Source organism: Micromonospora foliorum (assembly GCF_022229015.1).
Taxonomy (GTDB): Bacteria; Actinomycetota; Actinomycetes; order Mycobacteriales; family Micromonosporaceae; genus Micromonospora; species Micromonospora foliorum.
In genome coordinates, this window is the sequence record NZ_JAKKFF010000033.1 from 1 (window position 1) to 19,097 (window position 19,097).

A 19,097-nucleotide genomic window follows, 5' to 3' on the forward strand; every position below is an offset into this window, starting at 1 on the left:
CCCCCCGGGACCGACCCGGTCCCCGCGCCGGCCGACCCGGCACCCGTCGTCGAGGCGGGACGGCCCAGCGGGCGGCTGGGCCTGTTCCGGCGCAACAAGTCCCGGGCCGACGGGGACGGCGCGGGCACCCCGGCGGAGGGCGAGCCGCTGCCGAGGCAGGACGCGGAGTTCGTCGACTGGGTGACCCGGCTGGGCAATCCGGTGGCGGACAACGAGCCGGATCAGGAAGGCGGTCGCCGGTCACTCCGCTCCATCGGCAGCCGCCACAGCGACCGTTAGGAGTTCTTAATACTCCAGCCGCACCCGGTGGAGTTGGAGTATTCGCTCAGACGGCCCCGTGGGACAGACAACGTCTGATCAGTAGACCTGCCGTGGGTGGGACCTGTCCGCCGCTTGATTCACCCCCGGTCGGCTCCCACTACGGATGGGTTCGCGCGCGGACGTCTTCGTGGAGTGGGCATGCGGTGGGCGCCTGGACCACCTCGGCAGTAGCCCTCGCTGACGAGGACGGCACTCAAGTCCGCACCTGCGTGCCCTGCTGAGTAGGGCAGAGGCTGTGCCGCGGACGGCCGGGCCGGCGAACCGGTACCCGGCCATCCGCGTTCTGACCACTGGCGACACTACCGGTCCAGCGGCTCGATCCAGATGTTGCCGTACTGGACCGGATTGCCGTGGTCCTGCAGTCGGATGGCACCCGTCGCCGGGCCCTCGGGCCGGCTGCCGCCAGTCGGGCCGAGGATCTCGACGTCGTCGTGCACCTTGACGCCGTTCCACATTACGGTGACGCGAGGGTTGGCGACCTTCTGCCCGGATGCGTCGTAGCGGGCCTGCCGATAGACGATGTCGTAGGTCTGCCAGGTCTGCGGCGGCAGCGCCGCGTTCACGTCGGGGGCCTTCTGGGTGTAGATGGCCGCGGCGTCGTTCTTCTGCGGCAGGTCGATGCCGAAGGAGTCCAGCACCTGGATCTCGTAGCGGTCCTGCAGGTACACCCCACTGTTGGCGCGCGCCTGGCCGGTTACGTCCGGCGGATACAGCGGCAGGTTGAACTCCACGTGCAGCCGGAAGTCACCGAAGGCCTCCACCGTGCGCAGGTCCCCGTTACGCACCGTCATGGCGCCGTCGGCGACGGACCACGAGGGTTCGCGCCCGTCGGTGTGCTGCCACTCGGTGAGCTCGCCGCCGTTGAACAGCGTGATGCGTTTGCCGTGTGGCCGGACGGCGAGCACGTCCAGGTTCAGGTGCCCGGAGTCCGCTGCCTCCTTGCGGTACTCGACCACGTTGCGACCCTTGTTCAAGCGCGCGGTGGTGGTGACGGTGCCCCACTCTTCCCAGGTCACGGTGGAGGGGAAGACCGTCTGCTCGACCCGTTCACCGTTGACGTAGAGGCTCAGCTGCTTCTCGCCGGAGTACGGGTTCGGGCCGTTGCTGTAGCGCATCGCCAGGTCGTATGTCCCGGCCTCGCGGACATCGACAGAGATCCTGGTCGAGGAGCCGTCCTGGGCGAACCCGGCGGCGAAGCCGGCACCGGAGTAGGCGGCGTGGTCGGTCGCCATGCCGACGCCGGCCGTACGGCCCTCCTCGGCCTCGAAGAAGGTCTGCGGCTGCACCACCCGGCCCGGAATCTCGTTGAGCGTGTACCAGGCCTCAGTGTTCCACAGCTCCTCGCCGTCGGCGGACGAGAATGGACGCGGGGAGCGCACGTGCACCACGCGGTTCTCCTTCAGGCCCGGGATCTTGAGCTTGACGGTGCGGCCGTCGATCGACAGCTCGGCCTTGGCCACCTTGAGCGTCTCCAGCTCGAGCTTCGGACCGCCGTACTGGCTCGTCGCGCCGTAGCGCCACTGCGTCACCTGGTACGCGTCGGCGAGTTCCTGCGCGGTGTCGGCCGACAGCGGCTCGGTGTACTCCAGCTCGAACCCGACACGCGACGCGCGCATCTGTTTGACCTCGAAGACCGAGGTGCCGTTGGGCGTGAGCTTCTGCAGGCCGTAGGAGAGCTTGCCCTCCTGGCCCCAGTTGCCGCCGGCGCCCAGGCCACCGGTGTAGAGCGCGCCGTCGGGGCCGAGGGTGACCTCGTTGACGCCGGCCTCCAGGCCCTGCGTGTGCCGGAACACCGCGCCCTGGTACTGCCCCTCGATCTTCTCGAGGAACACGCGCTGCAGGCCGCCGTAGGTCACGTCGCCGACGACCAGTTGTCCCGCGTACGGCCCCTGCTTCAGCAGCACCGGAGTCGACGGCGAGTTGCCGATCTCGTTCTGCGGGATCCAGACGATGGGACGCGTCACGGCCTTGTCGTCGAACGGACCCGCGGGCGTCGTGTAGTGGTTGTAGAACGCCCCCTGCTGGATCTGGACCAGCTTGGACGCGGGCAGCCAGCCGCCCTGGTTGTCGGTGACGAGGACCTCCCCGCGGGGGCCCCACCCGATTCCGTTGGGAGTGCGCAGCCCTCCTGCGACATAGGTGATCTCGCCGGTCTTGGCGTCCACCTTGATCGAGGTTCCGCGGTTGGGCGCCGGCTGGGGCACGGTGGTGGCGCCGCCCAGGTCGATGGCGACCGAGAGGTTGAGGTAGAAGAACCCGTCCCGGTAGAGCAGGCCGAACGCGAACTCATGGAAGTTGCCGCCCCATGGCCAGGTGGCGACCGTGCGGCGGTCGTCTGCGAGGCCGTCGCCGTCGGTGTCGCGCAGGGCGGTCAGCTCGTGCTTCTGGCTGACGTAGACGGTGCCGTCGACGACCGCGACGCCCTGGGGCTCGCGCAGCCCTTCCGCGAACTTACGGTAGGTCACCTGCTCGGGGCTGGTCTGTCCGGTGACGCCCTCGACAACGTAGATCTCGCCGGTCGCGTTGTCGGTGCCGCCCCAGGTGGACATCATCAGGTCGCCGTCGGGCCGGAACGCCATACCGGTGACCTGCGGCTGGAGCCCTTCGGGGCGCAGGTCGGTGAGGGTGTAGCCCGGGTGCACCCGGTCGAGCGGCAGGCCGTCGCCGGCCGAGTCGGTGGCCCCCTCGCAGTACTTCCATCCCGGGGCGGTGACGCGTACGACGTCGGCGTCGGTGCTCAACGCGGAGTTCGGTACCAGCTCGAAGCTGGTCGCACCCGGGCGGCGCCATTCGAGCCGCAGGACCTGGCCGCCGCCGTTATCGAAGAACTCGATGCGCAATGGGTGCAGGCCGGCGCTGAGGGTGGTCGACCCTTCCTTGGAGGTTTCGCCGTGCAGCCCGTCGTGGTCGACGACACGCTGATCGCCGATCGTCAGCCGTGATCCGTCGTCGCTGGTGAGCCGGAAGGTGTACTCGCCGTCGACGGGCGCGGCGAGGTTGGCGATGACGTGGCTGATGAACCGGTCGGAGAGGCCGAACTCGTCGGTGGTGGTCCAGCTGACCTGCGGCATGAGCTTGTCGACGTTCGGTGTCTGTGCCGGCTTGAGGTCGCACAGCGCCGACAACGGAGCTCCCATGTCGTACGAGCGCAGGGTGACGCCGGGTTCCTGCGGCGGAACATCGGCGGTGATGGGTGCGGCCCCGGCTGGGGTGATGGGGACCGCAGCGAGCAGGGCCGCGGCAGCGGCACCTGCGGCCACGAGACTGACGCGACGGCGACGGCGCCATCGGTTCGGTGCGGGCATGGTTCCTCCCGGTGGGTGGGTCCTGGCCGAGGTAGGAGGCGCTTTCTCCTCCCTGGACGGGCCAGTACGGTCTCGGAACACAAAAGATCGATCGCAGACGCTATCACTTTGGATTGATCAAGCGGAACTTTTAGATTTTTGGATAAAAGTGACCCCTGTTGGCCCATGACCTTGGTGGCATCTGGGCAGCGCGAGCGGGGCATGTGGCGGCGTCGGGGAGCGGAGGCAAGGGCAGCGCGAGCCCGACGAAACGCCGCTACCACGGTGGCGCGGTGACTACCGACCGGCGCGGGGCGCCGACGAAGGACGCCTCACCGGCTGACGGTCGGCACCTTGTCGTAGGTATCCCTCAGGGCCCGGCGACGGAGATCGGAGTGCCGAGTCGGCCCTCGTTCCCGCTGCGATCCAGCCCGGAAACGCAATAGGAGAGGGGACGGTCGGTCGGGGCGGTGCGATCGATCCAGCCGGTTCCTCGGGCGGTGCCGACGAGCCGGGCCTCGTCGCCGTCCACCCGGTAGACGGCGTAGCTGGTGGCGCCGTCGCCGCGCCAGGTCAGCGCCACCCCGCCGGCGTCCGCACGCCGGGCGTCGGTGAGCGTGGGTGCGGCGGGCGGCGCCGCCGGGAGCTGCGCCATCGTGGGCACCAGCGCCGGGCCGCCGTAGTGCGCGCGGCTGTAGCGGCTGACCGCCCCGAGCTTGTCGGCGCGGACCTGCTTGGCACTGAAGTGCACGCTTCCGTGCACGCCGTTTCGGCGGTTGAGGGCCAACTGCCGGTCCAGTTCGGCCGGGTCGCGCCAGGCGCCGCGCTCACCCACCCGGTAGTCGGCCTGACCGATGTAGAGCTGCACCCTGGTGCCCCGCACGGTGTCGACCCACCACGGCAGCAGCTTGGCGTAGTCGGCCTTGGCGAACCCGACGTGCCAGTAGAGCTGCGGCACGACGTAGTCCAGCCACTGTTTCCGCACCCACAGCCGCGTGTCGGCGTAGATGTCGTCGTAGCTCTGCAGGCCGGCGGTCGCGGAGCCGGCGGGATCGGTGCGCTCGTTGCGCCAGATGCCGAACGGGCTGATGCCGAACTTCACCCACGGTTTGATCGCCTTGATCCGCTCGCTCATCTCCCGGACCAGCGTGTTCACGTTGTCCCGGCGCCAGGCGTGCTTGTCCGCGAAGCGCCGGCCGTACCGGGCGAACGTCGCGTCGTCCGGGAAGTCCTGCCCGGCCTCCGGGTAGGGGTAGAAGAAGTCGTCGAAGTGCACCCCGTCGACGTCGTACCGCTGGACCGCCTCCAGCATCGAGTCCTCGACGAACGTGCGCGCCTCCGGGATGCCCGGGTTGAAGTAGAGGCGGCTGCCGGGCCGGTCGGCGCTGGGGTAGGTCACCACCCAGTCGCGGTGGTGCCGTAACGGGTGGGCCGGCGCGAGCTGGTCCAGCCTCGGTCCGGGGCCGCCCACCGTGGCCGGTTGGCCGCCCCGGTAGGGGTTGAACCAGGCGTGGAACTCCAGGTTGCGGGCGTGCGCCTCGGCGACCATGAACTCCATCGGGTCCCAACCCGGGTCGCGGCCGTCGCGGTGCCCGGTCAGCCACTCCGACCACGGTGCGTAGCTGGACGGCCAGAGCGCGTCCCCACTGGGCCGTACGTGCACGACGACCGCGTTGTGGTTGTGCCGCACGGCCAGGTCCAGCCAGCCCCGGAACTCCGCCCGCACTGTCTCGGCCGGCAGCCCGCGCCGGCTCGGCCAGTCGATGTTGTTCACCGTCGTGATCCACATGCCGCGCAGCTCGCGGGGTGCCCGGGCTGGCCGACCGGCGCAGCTGGGCGGACCGCCCGCCGGGCCGGCGTCGGGGGCCGCGCCGAACGCGGCGACGTCCCCGGTCTTTGGTGCGCCGCCGTCGCCGACAACCCGGTGCCGCAGCGACCATCCGCCCACCCCGAGCGCCACAGCGAGCGCGATGACCACAGCGACGAGAGCCTGGGTACGACGACGGTGGGTGGTGGGAGCGGACGGCTCGGCGGCGGGCATTGTCACAGTCTGCCGAGTGTGGCTCACCGGGTGAACCAGGCGGCCCGTTACTTAACGGTCAGCTAAGGCCGGCGCGACGCCAGCTCGCTCCCCCGTTTCGCCCGTCCGGGCACTGTCACGCGGGAACCAGATTCAGCGGCTGGTGGAAAAGCGGTCGCCGAGGGTGATGGTGACGGCGTTCCACGCATCTCGGTGAGCAGGCCGCGCCCTGGCCATCGCCGGCACCCACCCCCTGCCGGACCGCCAACGTCGACGCTGGCAGGAATCCCGAGATGCCATCGCCGCCGAGGTCCGGACGCGCGGCTTCGACCCGACGGCGGCCAGTTACGTCCGCAGCTACGGTTCCCGGGACCTCGACGCGGCCCTGCTCGTCCTGCCGCTGCTCGATACGGACAGCATCGAGTCGCCCCGTGTACGTGGCACCATCGACGCCATTCGCGACAGGCTCTCCGCCGGCGGTGCGCTCCTCTACCGCTACCCGCCGGGACGTGACGGCCTCCCCGGCACCGAGGGCGCGTTCCTGCCCTGCCCATTCTGGCTCGTTCAAGCCCTCGCCCGCACCGGACGCCGCCGCGAGGCGACCGAGCTGTTCCAGACCATGCTCGACTACGCCAGCCCGCTCGGCCTCTACGCCGAAGCGCTGGACCCCGCGACCGGCGCTCACCTCGGCACCTACCCCCAGACCCTGACCCACACCGCGCTCATCCAGGCCACACTCGCCATTCGAGACGCCCCCACCGGTGATCCCGGAGCCTGATCCCGGGCCAGCCCTGGTCGAACCGCTGCGCAGCCGACGGCCGCGGCGCCGGAGAGCGCCGCGGCCGTCGACCGTACCGATCGCTGATCAGCCCGTCGGTAGGACGGCCTGACCCTTGCGGTAGTTCCTGCCGCCGCCGTCGGCGGTGTAGTTGTTCTCGACGTTGCCCGCCGAGTCCACCGAGAACCAGTGGACCTCCGTACCCACCGGGAGGGTCAGGGTCTCCCCGCCCTCGCGGATGCCCGCCGAGCCGTAGAGCACCGAGGAGTACGTGGGTGCGCTGCCGTCGACGGTGTAGAAGACCGCGGCCGGCTCGGTGACGCCGAAGGTCACGTTCACCATCCCCGCCGCCGCGCTCGGGGTGACGGACATGCTGCTCTCCGGCCGGGTGTTGTCCTGGTCGAAGCTCCGCGCCACCCGCATGAGTTCCACCAGGCCGTTGGCGAACTCCATCGTCTCGTCGTGCGCCTCGTCCCACTCCGGTTGGAACTCGGTGCCGACCTCGAAGTTCCAGGCGTAGATGCCGTACTTGTACCAGAGCATGTCGCCGGAGTTGCCCGCCGCCGAGTAGAGCACGTCGGAGATCGGACCGGTGCGCGCCGGGGTGACCGCCAGGTTCCGGTGCTGCTTGATCGAGGTCAGGATCCGCGCCGAGGCGCCCCAGAACGCCGATTCCTGGGCGAGCGTCGGGCGCGGCGCCGAGATCCGGTCGGGCACGGCGTACGCGCCGGGTGACCACATGAAGTAGTTGCCCGACGAGTGCAGGTTCATCGAGAACTTGATGTTCGGTCGGGCGGCCAGCCAGTCGAGGTTCCTGTTCTCCGGTTCGGACAGCTCGCTCGGCCCGGCATACGTGCCGCTGGTGCAGCTCGTGGACGCGCCGGAGTAGCCGTCGAAGAGGCTGTACTCGGTGTAGTTGCGGTTGTTGTCCACGCCCCACGAGTTACGGCCGAGGTAGTCGGCGGCTCCGGTGAGCGGGCAGTGGTTGGTCATGTTCTTGCGCTGGGAGTTGAAGTCGTAGAAGGAGTAGTGGCCACCGTCGGGGTTGACCGACGGCGCGATCCAGATGTCGAGGTTGTTGAGCAGCTGCTTGGTCTGCCCGTCGTGCGCGTAGTTACGCAGCAGCCGCTCGGCGGTCTCGATGGTGACCAGCGGCGGCACCCATTCCCGGGCGTGTTCCTGCGCGTAGGCGAGCACACCCAGCTTCGAGCCGTCGCGGTGTTTGCCGATCCGGATGGCGTACACCGGCTGCGGGTCGCGGGAGACGCTGGCCGGCGCGCTGAGGCCGTCGCTGAGCGACGTCCGCGCTGCCGGCGCGACCACGCCGGTGCCCGCGCTCCCCCGATAGGTGTACGCCCGGACCAGCGGCCCGGCCCCGGCGTTGAGGGCCGCGACGACCTGAGCTGCCGTGCTGGTCACCGCGCCGGCGGCGTCGGTGGCGAGGTTCACCCGGATGGCCTTGCCGGTCACGTTCACCGACAACGCGGCGTTGGCGGCGCCGGGGTTGGCCAGCTCGACGGAGATGTCGTTGCCGCCCTGGTGCCCCCATGCGAGGGAGTCGACGGCGATGCGACTGTCGTTGGCGGTACCGAGCACCGCCTGCGCGTGGCGCCGGTAGCCGTTGGTCCGGTACGGCAGTTCGACGATCTCGGCCAGGTCCGGGAACGCGGCGGCGAGCTGGTGGATCCGTCCGTACAGCTCGGTGGGTGTCAGGTAGCTGGTGACGAAGTCCTTCTGGTACCCGGGGCCTTCCGGGCTGGTGTCCGGAGTGGGTAGCCACTCCCGCACCTTGGCCACGGCGACATCACCGGTGGGGCTGGTGATCCGGACGTAGTCCGGGCGGCTCGTCATCAGCGAGGCGCCGCGATGGTAGAGGTAGACGCCGGCGTCGACGAAGCGGGAGATGGTCTGTGTCCCGCCGGAGCCGATCTCGGTGCCCGGGCCGCTGTCCCGGGCGACGGTGAGGGTGTTGGTGGCCGTCTGGCCCTGCGCCCACTTCGCCTCCACGGAAAGGACCTGGCTGGTCCCCGAGGTGTAATAGTCGGCGCGGATGATCTTGATGTCGGAGACGTCCGCCACCGTTGCCGCCGTGGAGAACTCCCGGTTCTCCGCGACGTGCTCCGCGATGGTCGCCTCCCGTTCGGCGACGCGGGCCCGCGCGTCGCCCGGGCGATGCACGGCGTTGCCCAGGGTGAACCCGGCGGCCGTCAGTGCCGCGGCCTCATTGGGCGTGATCACGGCGTGTGCGACCACGCCGCTGTCCGTCCGTGTGACGTCGTGGTCGAGGTCGACGCCGGTGGCGACGAGTGCGTCGAGCTGCGCGGTGTCGGCGAGCAGCACCTCGACGACGCTTGCCTCCTCGTCAGCGACGCGACCGAGGTCGGCAGGTGGTGGGGCCACCTGCGGCACGATCGCCGCGGCCGGACTGACCAGCAGCACGACGGCTGCCGCAGCGGCTAGCACGGCCGGGACGGGAAGGCGGCGGCGCCACCGTGGACGTAGGGGATCATGCATTGTCATGTCCGCCCTTCTCGGGGTCTTCTCGGCATGGATGACCGAATGACGTGCCGAGGGTCCCGCCCGGGGTACGCGGTTCCGCTCTGGTGGTCGCGTGTGGTCGCTGCCCGGTCAGCAGCGCCCACGACGCGGAGAGAGAAGGTGGTGTCCGGTTGCGGCGGACCGAGACCGCCCGCATCGCCGACCTGCGGGCAGCTAGCGCCGATCTGTGAACGAGAGGCTGTGCCGGTGACGGTCGGTGGACTGATCCAATCCTCAGCGTGCGGAAAGTGATCTGTCAATACCTGGCGGGCCGCCGTTGGTCGAAGCGGCAGGACAGCGACCGTCGGGGCGAGGCTTTCTTCGGACTGGCGCGACCACGAGCCGGAACGCCCTTGGCGCCGAGGCTGCGCTGCTGAGCGCACTCGCACCTGCTCCGGTCGGGCGTCGCTGCCAGCGCCACCGGCGGTTCACGCAAGCCGTCGCCAGTCGGGGCCGGCGGGCCGGTCCGTCGACGTCAGCGCGGCGAGCATGACGTCCTCAACCTGCTGCGGCGTCAACTGCTCACTGTCGTCCGCGCCCGGTAGGTAGGCGCCCCACGAGCGCCCCTCGTTGTCGGTCATCACCACACCCACCGGCTCGCGGCGATCGCTGACCGCGGCGATGGCACCCCACGGACGGCGGATGTGCACCTGCTGCTGAAGATCCGGGTCGAGCTCGCGCAGCCACCGTCGGACCGTCTCCCGATCGTCGAGCGACACCGTCTCGGAGGTGACCCGGAACAGGCGGGGAGTGCTCAACAGCTCCGCGACGTCCTGCTGCGCCGACTCCGCCCGACCGGTCAGCCTCTGTAGCCAGCCCATCTCGTCTCCCGGGGTGTGATCCTGACGGGGCCCGGACGGGCAGCACCGCGAATCCAGGGTGCCCCGCCGCGAGACCTCGCCAAACCCGCCAACCTGCTCAGCCGCCAACGTCCAACCTGTGGTGCCCGTGTCTCATGGCCAGCATCTTTGATCATCGCGGCCGCCGCGCACGTCCGCATCGGCATGATCGAACGTCGTCCGACTGACGACCGGGAGCACCTCGTCAGGGAGCGTGGGGCCCCGTCAGCGGCATGAGCGTGCACCCGATCATGAAGTCCAGTTAGGGGTGGGGCCGGCGGCGCTCCAGACCGTCTGGGAGGGGTGCTCGCTGGTGAGCGCTGAGCGGGTCGCGTGCAACGATGCCAGGAGCCGCAGCCGGTCCGCGTCGGCGCTGCCCGGCTCGGCGGTGAAGACGAGCATGACGGAGCCGGGGTTTCCCGGTAGCGGGTAGGTGTCCCAGTCCAGGACGGTGTCGCCTACTCCGGGAATCCGGAAGGTCTTGGTACCGCTGACCGACTCACGTACGTCGTGCTGGGCCCACAGCCGCCGAAACGGGGCGCTGCGGATGCTCAGCTCACCAACGATCGCGGCGGCGCGTGGGTGGGTGGGGTCGGTGGCGACGGCGGCGCGCATCATGCCGATGTAGTCCAGGGCCTGCCGCTCCCAGTCCGGGCAGCTACGCTCGCCGGTCAGCGTGTCGTCGAACAGCAACAGGAGCATGTTGAGCCGGTCGGCAGGGTAGGCGTCCGGGTCGCCGAGCAGCGCCTGCGCCATCGGGTTCCAGTCGAGCAGGTCGAGATGCCGGCCGAGTATGACCGCAGGAGTGTCCATCACCCGCAGCAGGCGCCGTGTGCCCTCCGGCACCCGCTCCGGATCGCGGTTCACCCGGGCGGGCATCGACCGGCGGGCGGCGTGGGCCAGGGTGAACAGGTGCCGACGTTCCTTGTGGTCGAGGCCGAGCGCGCCGGCAAGCGCGTCCAGGACGTCGTCGGACGGGCGTACCTCCCGGCCCTGTTCGATCCGCTGGTAGTAGTCAGTGCTCAGCCCGGCCAGCAGGGCCAGTTCCTCGCGCCGTAGCCCGGTGACCTTGCGCCGGCCGCCCGGCTCCAGGCCGACGTCGTGCGGACGCAGCCGACTACGCCGAGCGCGTAGGAAGTCGCCGAGCTCACGAGCGTACGGATGAAGGCTGTTCATGCCGCAAGTGTGCAGCGGCCCGGACCGCCGAAGGTAGGTCCCTCAGACCTAGGCAACCGAGAACGACTGAACCCATCGGGATCGCTCCTAACGTCGATGGGCCAGCGCACCGACACCTCCAGGAGCAGCAGATGACCGAATGGACCACCGACCACATCCCCGACCAGCACGGTCGGGTTGCCGTCGTAACCGGCGCGAACTCGGGCCTCGGCCTGGTCACCGCCACCGAACTGGCCAGCCACGGCGCCCACGTCGTGCTCGCCGTTCGCCACACTCCCGCCGGCGAGGAGGCCGCCCGCCGCATCGGTGGCGACCTCGAGGTACGCGAGCTGGACCTGGCCTCCCTCGCCTCCGTGCGAACCTTCGCGGCGAAGCTGGCTGGCGACCACCCGGAGATCGACCTGCTGGTCAACAACGCCGGCGTGGTGCTGCTTGGCCCACGTCGCACCTCCGCCGACGGATTCGAGCTGCACCTCGCCACCAACATGCTGGGCCACTTCGCACTGACCGGCCTGCTGCTCGGCAACCTGGCCGCGGCGCGGGAAGCCCGCGTGGTCAGTCTCAGCTCGATCACCCACAAGAACGCGCACCTGGACTTCAATGACCTGATGTTCGAACACGACTATCGGGCAGCCACCGCCTACGGCCGGTCCAAGCTCGCCACCACGATCTTCGGCATCGAACTGGACCGCCGCCTGCGCGCCGCCGGAACGCCGATCGTCAGCGCCCTGGCCCACCCCGGCCTCACCCGCACCAACCTGACTCCGCGTGCCTGGGAACACCGTGGCCGATTCGGGCGACTGATCGCGTCGGCCGGCCTGCTGGCAACCCAGCCGGTGGCGCAGGGCGCGCTGCCGCAATTGCGCGCTGCGACCGAGCCCGGTGTGCGGGGTGGACAGTTCTTCGGCCCGTCCGGACTCTGGGAGACGCGAGGCAGAGTCACCGAGGCCCGGCTCAGCCAGGAGGCCGCCGACCCGGCCGTCGGCACGCGGCTGTGGGCGGCAGCCGCGGACCTGACCGGCGTCAACTACCCCTGACCTACCACGGCCACCGATGGCCGGCGGCAATCCGCAGCGTCGCGATCAGTTGCCGCACCTGCCTTCGCGCGGCTACCAGCCACGATCACGCGTCGCCCAGCTCGCCCGCGATGCTTCACATCGATCTGCACCACACGTACAGGCGTGGCGTTAGGCGACCCGAGACGCCAGACCAACAACCACGAGCTCGATTCGCCTACTGCCGTTGCAGTATTAATTCTGCCCTCAGGTTGATCGGGGAGGATGAGCGCAAAAGCATCAACTGGAGGAAGCGGGCCGGCGTGCAGATCATGATCGCCGATGACGAGGCGGCCATCCGTGAGTCGCTGGAGCGGGTGCTTCAGGTCGAGGGTTACGGCACTAGCACCGCCGCCAACGGTCTCGCCGTGCTCGACGGGATCGGTGGCGCGGCGCCGGATCTGCTGATCCTCGACGTGATGATGCCCCGCCTCGGCGGGTTGGAGACCTGCCGGCGGTTGCGAGCGGCGGGTCGGGATCTGCCGGTGCTGATGCTGACCGCCCGGGATCAGGTCTCCGACCGGGTCGCGGGGCTGGACGCGGGCGCCGACGACTACCTGCCCAAGCCGTTCGCCACCGAGGAGTTGCTGGCCCGGGTCCGGGCTCTGCTGCGCCGCCGCGCGCCGGGCGACGACGAGTCGCAGATCCTGTCGTTCGCCGACGTCCGGCTCGATCCCGACAGGTTCGAGGCGTGGCGGGGTGGGCGGCCGCTGTATCTGACCCGGACCGAGTTCTCCCTGCTGCAGGTTCTCGTGCGCAACGCGACCCGGGTGTTGACCCGCGACGCGCTGTTCGAGGCGATCTGGGGCTTCGACATGAGCACCACCGCCAACAACCTTCAGGTGTACGTGAGCTATCTGCGCCGCAAGATGGAGGCCGAGGGTGAGCCGCGATTGATTTACACGCTGCGCGGCTTGGGGTACACGCTGCGGGAGACTCCTCCGTGAACAGGCCCGCCGGCCGGGAACCGCGTCGGCTGACCCGATGGTGGCGCCGGCGGTCCCTGCGGACCAGGCTGACGGTGATCGCGGCGACGGCCATCGCGGTCAGCGTGTTCGTGGCCTTCCAGGTGGCCAGCGAGCTGCTGGACTCGGAGCTGCAGGACAACGCCGAGAATCAGCTACGCGCGGACTCCCGCGTCCTGGCGACGACCGTGGAGCACACCGGTCTGGCGCAGGTCCAGCTACCGCCGTATCCCGGATCCGGTCGGCTGGTGCGGGTCATCCTGCCCGACGGTTCGACCCGGACGCCGGCCGGCCAACCCGCGCTGCCCCCCGTCAGCGGGCACGCCGGGCGCGTGGCGCAGGGCGCGTCGGCCGACCTGATGGAGTCGAACGACAGCGACGACGACGGCTACCTCATCTACACGCTGCGGGCGGGCGACGGCGCGGTCCAGGTGGCCCGTAACAGCGACGACAGCCCGATCAACCGATTCGGGTTGGGCATGCTGCTGATCGGACTGCTCTGCGTGGCCGGGGGCGCCCTTGTCGGGCGGACCGTGGCGCGGACCGGGCTGGCACCGATCGACCGGCTGACTGCCGCCGCGGTTCATGTCGCGCAGACCCGGGACCTCGACGCCGACATCCCGGACGAGGGCGGCGGAGAGATCCGGCGGCTGATCCAGTCAATCAACGACATGCTCGCCGCGCTCCGGGACTCCCGGCGGGCCCAGCGGCTGCTCGCCGAGGACGCCGCCCACGAACTCAAGACCCCGCTCACCAGCCTGCGCCTCAACGTTGAGCTGCTGATCCGGCTCGATCGGCGCGGCCCCCTGGACAGCGCACTGCCGGCGGAGAGCCGGACCCGGCTGCTCAACGATCTCGGCGCCCAGGTGGCCGAGTTGAGCACCCTTGCCGCCGAGCTGACCGACCTGGCGCGCGGCGACGTCAGCGACGAGAGCACCGAGCTGCTCAATGTCGCCGACGTGGTGGTGGCCGCCGCGACCCGGGCGCGTTCCCGCGTGCCCGACATCGAGGTCGCGCTCGACGTGACCTCCGTGTGGGTGAGCGGGCGTCCCGCTGCGCTCCAGCGGGCGGTGCTCAACCTCATCGACAACGCCGGCAAGTGGTCCCCCGCTGACCAGCCGGTCCAGGTCCGGCTCCGTGCCGAGGGCGCGTCGGCGGTCCTCGAGGTCGACGACGCCGGGCCGGGCATCGACGCCGCCGACGTACCGCGGGTGTTCGACCGGTTCTACCGTGCCGACAGCGCCCGGGCGCTGCCGGGATCAGGTCTGGGCCTGTCGATCGTGCAGCGGGTCGTCGACGCCCACGCCGGCCGGGTCACCGTCGCCCGGTCCGCACGCGGTGGCGCGCTGCTGCGGATCATCCTTCCGGCCGCCGCCCCGCCCGCTCGGATCACGCGGCTCACCGCGGGGGTGGACACGGTGGCGGGCTGACCCGCTGCGGCACGGCGCCGGGACCGCCACGGCGCGCGGTGCCAGGACCCGCCGCAGCGGGCGGCGCAGGACAAGGGCGGCGGACACGGTGACGGCCGCCGGGCCATGACAAAGATCCGGGACGGGCAAGAGCCCGTCCCGGATCTCGACTGTGTCGCCGCGCTCACCGTTGCGGCGCGGGCCCCTCCACGAGCGGCCGTTGATCGTCCGGCAACTCCACCGGTCGGGACAACCGGCTCGGCCACCACATCCGCCGGCCGATCAGCAGGGTGAGGGCGGGCACCAGGACCGACCGCACCAGCAAGGCGTCGAGCAGCACGCCGAAGGCGACCAGGAACCCGACCTCGATCAGCATCACCAGCGGAAGTGAGGCGAGGACCGCGAACGTGGCCGCTAGGACCAGGCCTGCCGAGGTGATGACGCCACCGGTGGCGGAGAGGGCTTTGAGTATGCCCTCTCTGGTGCCGAGGCGCACGGTCTCCTCCCGTGCCCGGCTGGCCAGGAAAATGTTGTAGTCGATGCCGAGCGCCACCAGGAACAGGAATGCCAGCAGCGGCACCGAATAGTCGACGCCCTTGAACCCGAGGATCGTGTCGAAGACGAACACGCTGCCGCCGAAGGCTGCGGCGAATGAGACGATCACGGTCGCCATCAGGACCAGCGGGGCCACGATCGCTCGGAGCAGTAGCCCGAGGACGATCAGGACGACGGTGAGCACCAGCGGGATCACCAGCTTCTCGTCGCGCATGGTGGTGACCTCGGTGTCGAGGTTCTCCGCGCTCGGCCCGCCGACGATCGCCTCTGCCCCGTTCACCGCGTGCACGGCGGTACGGACCCGCTTGATCGTGTCATACTCCGCGGCGGTGTCCGGCGCGTCGGTCGGGAACACGGAGATGTCGGCCCAGCCTCCGCTGGTCTGCCCCGGGACGGCCAGGGCCACACCGCGAGTGCCCTGGACGATGTCGAGCACCCGCTCCTGGTGCGCCGGCCGCGTGAAGATCGTCATCGGCTGGCCGCCGAGCTCCGGGAAGTGCTGGCGGAGGACGGTGAAGCCGGTGACCGACTCCGGCGCGGACAGGAACTGGTCCTGCTCCCGCAGGGCGCCGGTGTTGCCCGCCAGTCCGATGGCGAGCACGCCGAGGACTCCGAGCGAGCCGAGCGTCGCCACCCACCGGCGGCGACTGATGGCGTTGCCGAGCCGTCCCCACAGCCCCGGCTTCTCCTGGACGGCCGTGTTGAACCGCGGGATGGCCGGCCAGAAGATCCGCCTGCCGAGCACCACGAGCACCGCCGGGAACAGCGTCAGCATGGCCACCAGCGCGCACAGGATGCCGGCCGCGCCGATCGGGCCCAACCCGCTGGTGCTGTTCAGGTCGGCGACGAGCAGGCAGAGCAGGCCAGCGATCACGGTGGCCGCGGACGCGACGATGGCCGGCGCCGCGCCGCGTAGCGCGTGGACCATCGCGACCCGGACGTTCGCGTGGTGGTGCAGTGTCTCCCGGTACCGGGCGATGAGCAACAGCGCGTAGTCCGTGCCGACGCCGAATACCAGGATCGTCAGCAGCGCCGAGTTCTGGTCGTTGATCACGATGCCGAAGCCCTTGACGAGCAGGTAGACGGTCGCCATCGCGGTCAGTGCGGCCGCGCCCACAGCCATGAGCGGGATGAACCACAACACCGGGCTGCGGTAGGTGAGGATCAGCAGGAGCGTGACGACGACGACGGTGGTGAGGAAGACCTGCAGGTCGATGCCGTCGAAGACGGCGTCCATGTCGCCGTCGACCGCGGCGGGTCCGGTCACGTCGAGTTCCAGGCCGGCGGGGCGGTCCTTCGCAGCCTCACGCAGTGGGCCGACGATGGTCTCCGGTGCGCCGTATGTCGTGCTCACGTCGAGGGTGAACATCATCGCCTTGCCGTCGGTCGAGGGTCTCGTCGGTGGGCCCTCCTCGTCCTCGCCGCCCGCCGCCGTCGCCTTCGGCGGGTAACGCTTGGCAAGGGTGTTGTGGTGGCGCTCGACCGACGCGCGGTCGGCGTCGGTCATGCCGCCGGCGCGGTGGTAAACGAAGACGAACGTGTTGTCCTCACCGCCGGGGAGGCTGTCCTCCAGCACCGCCACCTTGGTGGACTCAGCGCTGGCCGGAAGGGTGTCCACGGCTCTGTCGGTGGTTACCGAGCTCAACTTCCCGCTCAGCGGCACCATGACCGCCGCCAGCGCCACCCACAACCCGATCACCAACCATGGCACCCACCGGCCTGCCAAGCGACCGGCCGGCGCTTCCCCGGGCGGCGCTGCCTTGACTGCCATCACTAGCTTCCTCCATACGGGTTAGTTCGCTCATCTGATGCCGAATTCGTACCGAGCGAATCTGAGACGACCGTTAATGCGCCGCTCAGGCCGGGTGGCCGAACCAGGTGCCGAGCGCACGCACCAGCGCGGTGGCGTCCAGATCCTGCGCGGTGGGCAAGGCCCAGGCGACGCAGCCGTCGGGCCGGATCAGCTACGCGTCGACGTCCACCCGGTCCCTGCGGGCGGTGACGGTGTTGACCCGTCCAGTCCACGCGGCCGCGGCGTCGCGGACCTCCGCGCGGTCGGCGAGGCCCAGCAGAATCACACGATCCTCACGCAGCAGGTCCGCGGACCGGATCACCACGGTGGCGGCCTCCGGACCGGGCCGCTCCAGGGTCGACTTCATGTTGGCAGGCGAGTATGCGCAGATGCTCCTGCTGGATTCGTGCCGATCCGTTTGCGCCATGCTGGTTCCCGCCGATCACCCGGGCACCGAGGTCGGCCTCCTTGAGGGTCGGGGACGCGACGATCTTCGGGGGCCCGCCTTTCCAGTAGACAGGTCCGAGCCGGCCGGCCGTACCCGACAGGCCCACCCGCGGAAGACCAGGGTTCGGTGTCGCAGGAAACCTGTCGATTCGAGCGACGGGGATCGACCACAATGCCACCGTGGAACGCGAGCACCTGGTGAAGTTGAGCAAACGGATGTCCAAGGCACTCCGGCACGATCCCGACCGGGCCGGCCTGGTGCTCGACCCGGCCGGTTGGACCCCCGTCGACGCTCTGCTCGCCGCCCTACGGATCGAGCGGGCCGAGCTGGACGCGGTCGTCGCCGGCAACGACAAGCAGCGGTTCGCTGTCGAGCGCGACACCAACGGGGTGCTGCGGATCCGGGCCAACCAGGGCCACTCAGTCCCGGTGGACCTCGGGCTGCCCCCGGTGACCCCACCGGACCGGCTCTATCACGGCACCAGCGCCAGTGCGCTGGAGTCGATCCGGGCCACCGGCCTGCACCGCGGCGGCCGGCACCACGTCCATCTCTCCGCCGACACCGAGACCGCCCACCGGGTCGGCGCCCGACGGGCCGGTCGGGCCGCGATCCTCACCATCGACGCGGCGGCGATGACCGCCGACGGGCACGTGTTCCACCGCAGCGCCAACGGCGTCTGGCTCACCGACGCGGTCCCTGCCAGCTATCTGCTCGACTGAGCCCTGGCCTGGCCCGGGCCGCTGTTCCGGCGGGGTGCGTACGGCCTCGAACGGGATGCGGCACGAGACATCCGGCGCGGCGCTCAACGCGGGTCTCCAGCGCGTCGTCCATCGGGTTTTGCCTGCTCCGGTGGGGTCCAGGGACCGGGTCACCAGATACATACACTTCATCGCGGCCAGCTCGTTCGGGAAGTGGCCGCGGGCTTTGACCGCCCGTCGGGAGCTGGGGTCAACGACTCGATCGCCTTCGTGGAGCAGATGACCTTGCGGATCTCCACGTCGTAGTCGAGGAACGGGATGAGTCCGCCCAGGCGTTGTCCCACAGGCGGATCACCGCCGGATACCGCCCGCCCCACTTCTCCGTCAGGTCGTCGAACGCCGCCCTGGCCGCTTCGGCGCTGACGGCGGTGTAGATCTTGGTCAACTGCCGGAGCAGCCCCTCCGGACCGGTCAGGGACAGCCTTCTGCTTCGATCAAGCGCCTATTGGGAGACGGGGTTGATCGCTCGTCACTTTCAGCCACGTCGGAAAACGCGCCGAGACGCAGCCGCGCTGCTAAGTGGTCGACGAACCAGGCGAAGAAGCTGCTGGTCGGGCCGAGGCCTGCGCGGACCGCGTTGCGCCAATCCGGCTGGTCGAGTACTGCGAGGTAATCCTGCACAATGCGGTCCCGCTGCTCGGCAGTGCAGCCACATCGGTTCGGAGGCTTGGCCACCAGATAGTCAGCGATCATCGCGGCATCCATGTACCGGTTCGCTGTTGGCGGCTGCTGCGGGAGGTGAGCAGCATGCGCGGCCAGCACGACAGCTGCCGGCGGGTAGTGCTCGAGAGTCATACCCATGCCACCACGGTCCGCCATGGTCCTCAGGAGCCAGCCGGTGTGATCGACCAGGTCGTCGTCGGCATCAGTGCTGGTAATCGCTTCGTGCAGGTGCGCCGTGGTCGCCACCTTGCCGGCGAAGTAGCCGTTGAGGTAGTCGCCGTCGCAGGCATGGCGCAGCAGCCATGGCCGGGAACTGGCAGCGCCTTGTCGACAAAGCGCCTCAACGACATAGACCCGGCCCCAGCCAGCGACGCGCTCGCCGAGCCACTGCAGCGCTTCTGCACCTCCACGGCGGCGTTGCAACGCGTCTGCGGCTAACGGCCCGAACTGGTTCGACAGTAAGGCGTTCACCGATGGCCCGGATCCGGGCGTGAGC

The 19,097-nt window shown here is 70.0% G+C and carries 12 protein-coding genes and 3 pseudogenes; 6 read left to right on the forward strand and 9 right to left on the reverse strand.

All coding sequences use genetic code 11. The features are described from left to right. Window positions 1-279, forward strand: a pseudogene (locus tag PSH25_RS03390) (hypothetical protein); the annotation flags it as partial. A 341-nt stretch (window positions 280-620) separates the two neighbouring features. On the opposite strand, the gene PSH25_RS03395 reads toward PSH25_RS03390, so the two are convergent. Both PSH25_RS03395 and PSH25_RS03400 read right to left on the reverse strand, forming a co-directional pair. Next, window positions 621-3,581, reverse strand: coding sequence for a 3-keto-alpha-glucoside-1,2-lyase-like domain-containing protein (locus PSH25_RS03395; protein WP_238657603.1), 2,961 nt, complete (start codon window positions 3,579-3,581; stop codon window positions 621-623). Between the two features lie 394 nt (window positions 3,582-3,975). After that, a complete protein-coding gene (locus PSH25_RS03400; RefSeq protein WP_238657604.1) occupies window positions 3,976-5,646 on the reverse strand; it encodes a glycoside hydrolase family 10-like protein in 1,671 nt (556 codons plus the stop codon). 232 nt (window positions 5,647-5,878) lie between these two features. On the opposite strand from PSH25_RS03400, the gene PSH25_RS34120 reads away from it, so the two are divergent. Next, entirely contained in the window at window positions 5,879-6,403 is a 525-nt protein-coding gene (locus PSH25_RS34120) for a glycoside hydrolase family 15 protein (protein WP_372492707.1), read from the forward strand. Between the two features lie 87 nt (window positions 6,404-6,490). On the opposite strand, the gene PSH25_RS03410 is transcribed toward PSH25_RS34120, so the two are convergent. From PSH25_RS03410 to PSH25_RS03420, 3 genes are all read right to left on the reverse strand, one after another. After that, the gene (locus PSH25_RS03410) at window positions 6,491-8,866 is read right to left on the reverse strand and encodes a M14 family metallopeptidase (RefSeq protein ID WP_238657606.1); all 2,376 of its coding nucleotides are present in this window, start codon (window positions 8,864-8,866) and stop codon (window positions 6,491-6,493) included. 503 nt (window positions 8,867-9,369) lie between these two features. Then, the gene (locus tag PSH25_RS03415; RefSeq protein WP_238657607.1) at window positions 9,370-9,762 is read right to left on the reverse strand and encodes a hypothetical protein; all 393 of its coding nucleotides are present in this window, start codon (window positions 9,760-9,762) and stop codon (window positions 9,370-9,372) included. A gap of 267 nt (window positions 9,763-10,029) precedes the next feature. Further along, complete coding sequence (locus tag PSH25_RS03420; protein WP_238657608.1) at window positions 10,030-10,956, reverse strand: helix-turn-helix transcriptional regulator; 927 nt, start codon at window positions 10,954-10,956, stop codon at window positions 10,030-10,032. Between the two features lie 131 nt (window positions 10,957-11,087). On the opposite strand from PSH25_RS03420, the gene PSH25_RS03425 reads away from it, so the two are divergent. From PSH25_RS03425 to PSH25_RS03435, 3 genes are all read left to right on the forward strand, one after another. Beyond that, a complete protein-coding gene (locus PSH25_RS03425) occupies window positions 11,088-11,993 on the forward strand; it encodes an oxidoreductase (RefSeq protein WP_238657609.1) in 906 nt (301 codons plus the stop codon). Between the two features lie 290 nt (window positions 11,994-12,283). After that, on the forward strand, window positions 12,284-12,958 hold the full coding sequence (locus tag PSH25_RS03430; protein WP_238657652.1) for a response regulator transcription factor: 675 nt from the start codon (window positions 12,284-12,286) through the stop codon (window positions 12,956-12,958). Beyond that, window positions 12,955-14,406 (forward strand): HAMP domain-containing sensor histidine kinase, encoded by a 1,452-nt coding sequence (locus PSH25_RS03435; RefSeq protein ID WP_238657610.1) that lies wholly within the window; start codon window positions 12,955-12,957, stop codon window positions 14,404-14,406. Before PSH25_RS03430 ends, PSH25_RS03435 begins: the two co-directional genes overlap by 4 nt. Window positions 14,407-14,569: 163 nt before the next feature. On the opposite strand, the gene PSH25_RS03440 is transcribed toward PSH25_RS03435, so the two are convergent. Then, window positions 14,570-16,639 (reverse strand): MMPL family transporter, encoded by a 2,070-nt coding sequence (locus PSH25_RS03440; RefSeq protein ID WP_238657653.1) that lies wholly within the window; start codon window positions 16,637-16,639, stop codon window positions 14,570-14,572. A gap of 157 nt (window positions 16,640-16,796) precedes the next feature. After that, window positions 16,797-17,159, reverse strand: a pseudogene (locus PSH25_RS34125) (aromatic-ring hydroxylase C-terminal domain-containing protein). 200 nt (window positions 17,160-17,359) lie between these two features. On the opposite strand from PSH25_RS34125, the gene PSH25_RS03450 reads away from it, so the two are divergent. Beyond that, window positions 17,360-17,899, forward strand: a complete 540-nt coding sequence (locus PSH25_RS03450; protein ID WP_238657612.1) for an RNA 2'-phosphotransferase — start codon at window positions 17,360-17,362, stop codon at window positions 17,897-17,899. A 78-nt stretch (window positions 17,900-17,977) separates the two neighbouring features. Here PSH25_RS03450 and PSH25_RS03455 read toward each other — a convergent pair. Both PSH25_RS03455 and PSH25_RS03460 read right to left on the reverse strand, forming a co-directional pair. Continuing rightward, window positions 17,978-18,320 (reverse strand): annotated as a pseudogene (locus tag PSH25_RS03455) (transposase); the annotation flags it as partial. Window positions 18,321-18,349: 29 nt separating this feature from the next. After that, a complete protein-coding gene (locus PSH25_RS03460; RefSeq protein ID WP_238657613.1) occupies window positions 18,350-19,072 on the reverse strand; it encodes a hypothetical protein in 723 nt (240 codons plus the stop codon). Window positions 19,073-19,097 lie beyond the last annotated feature (25 nt).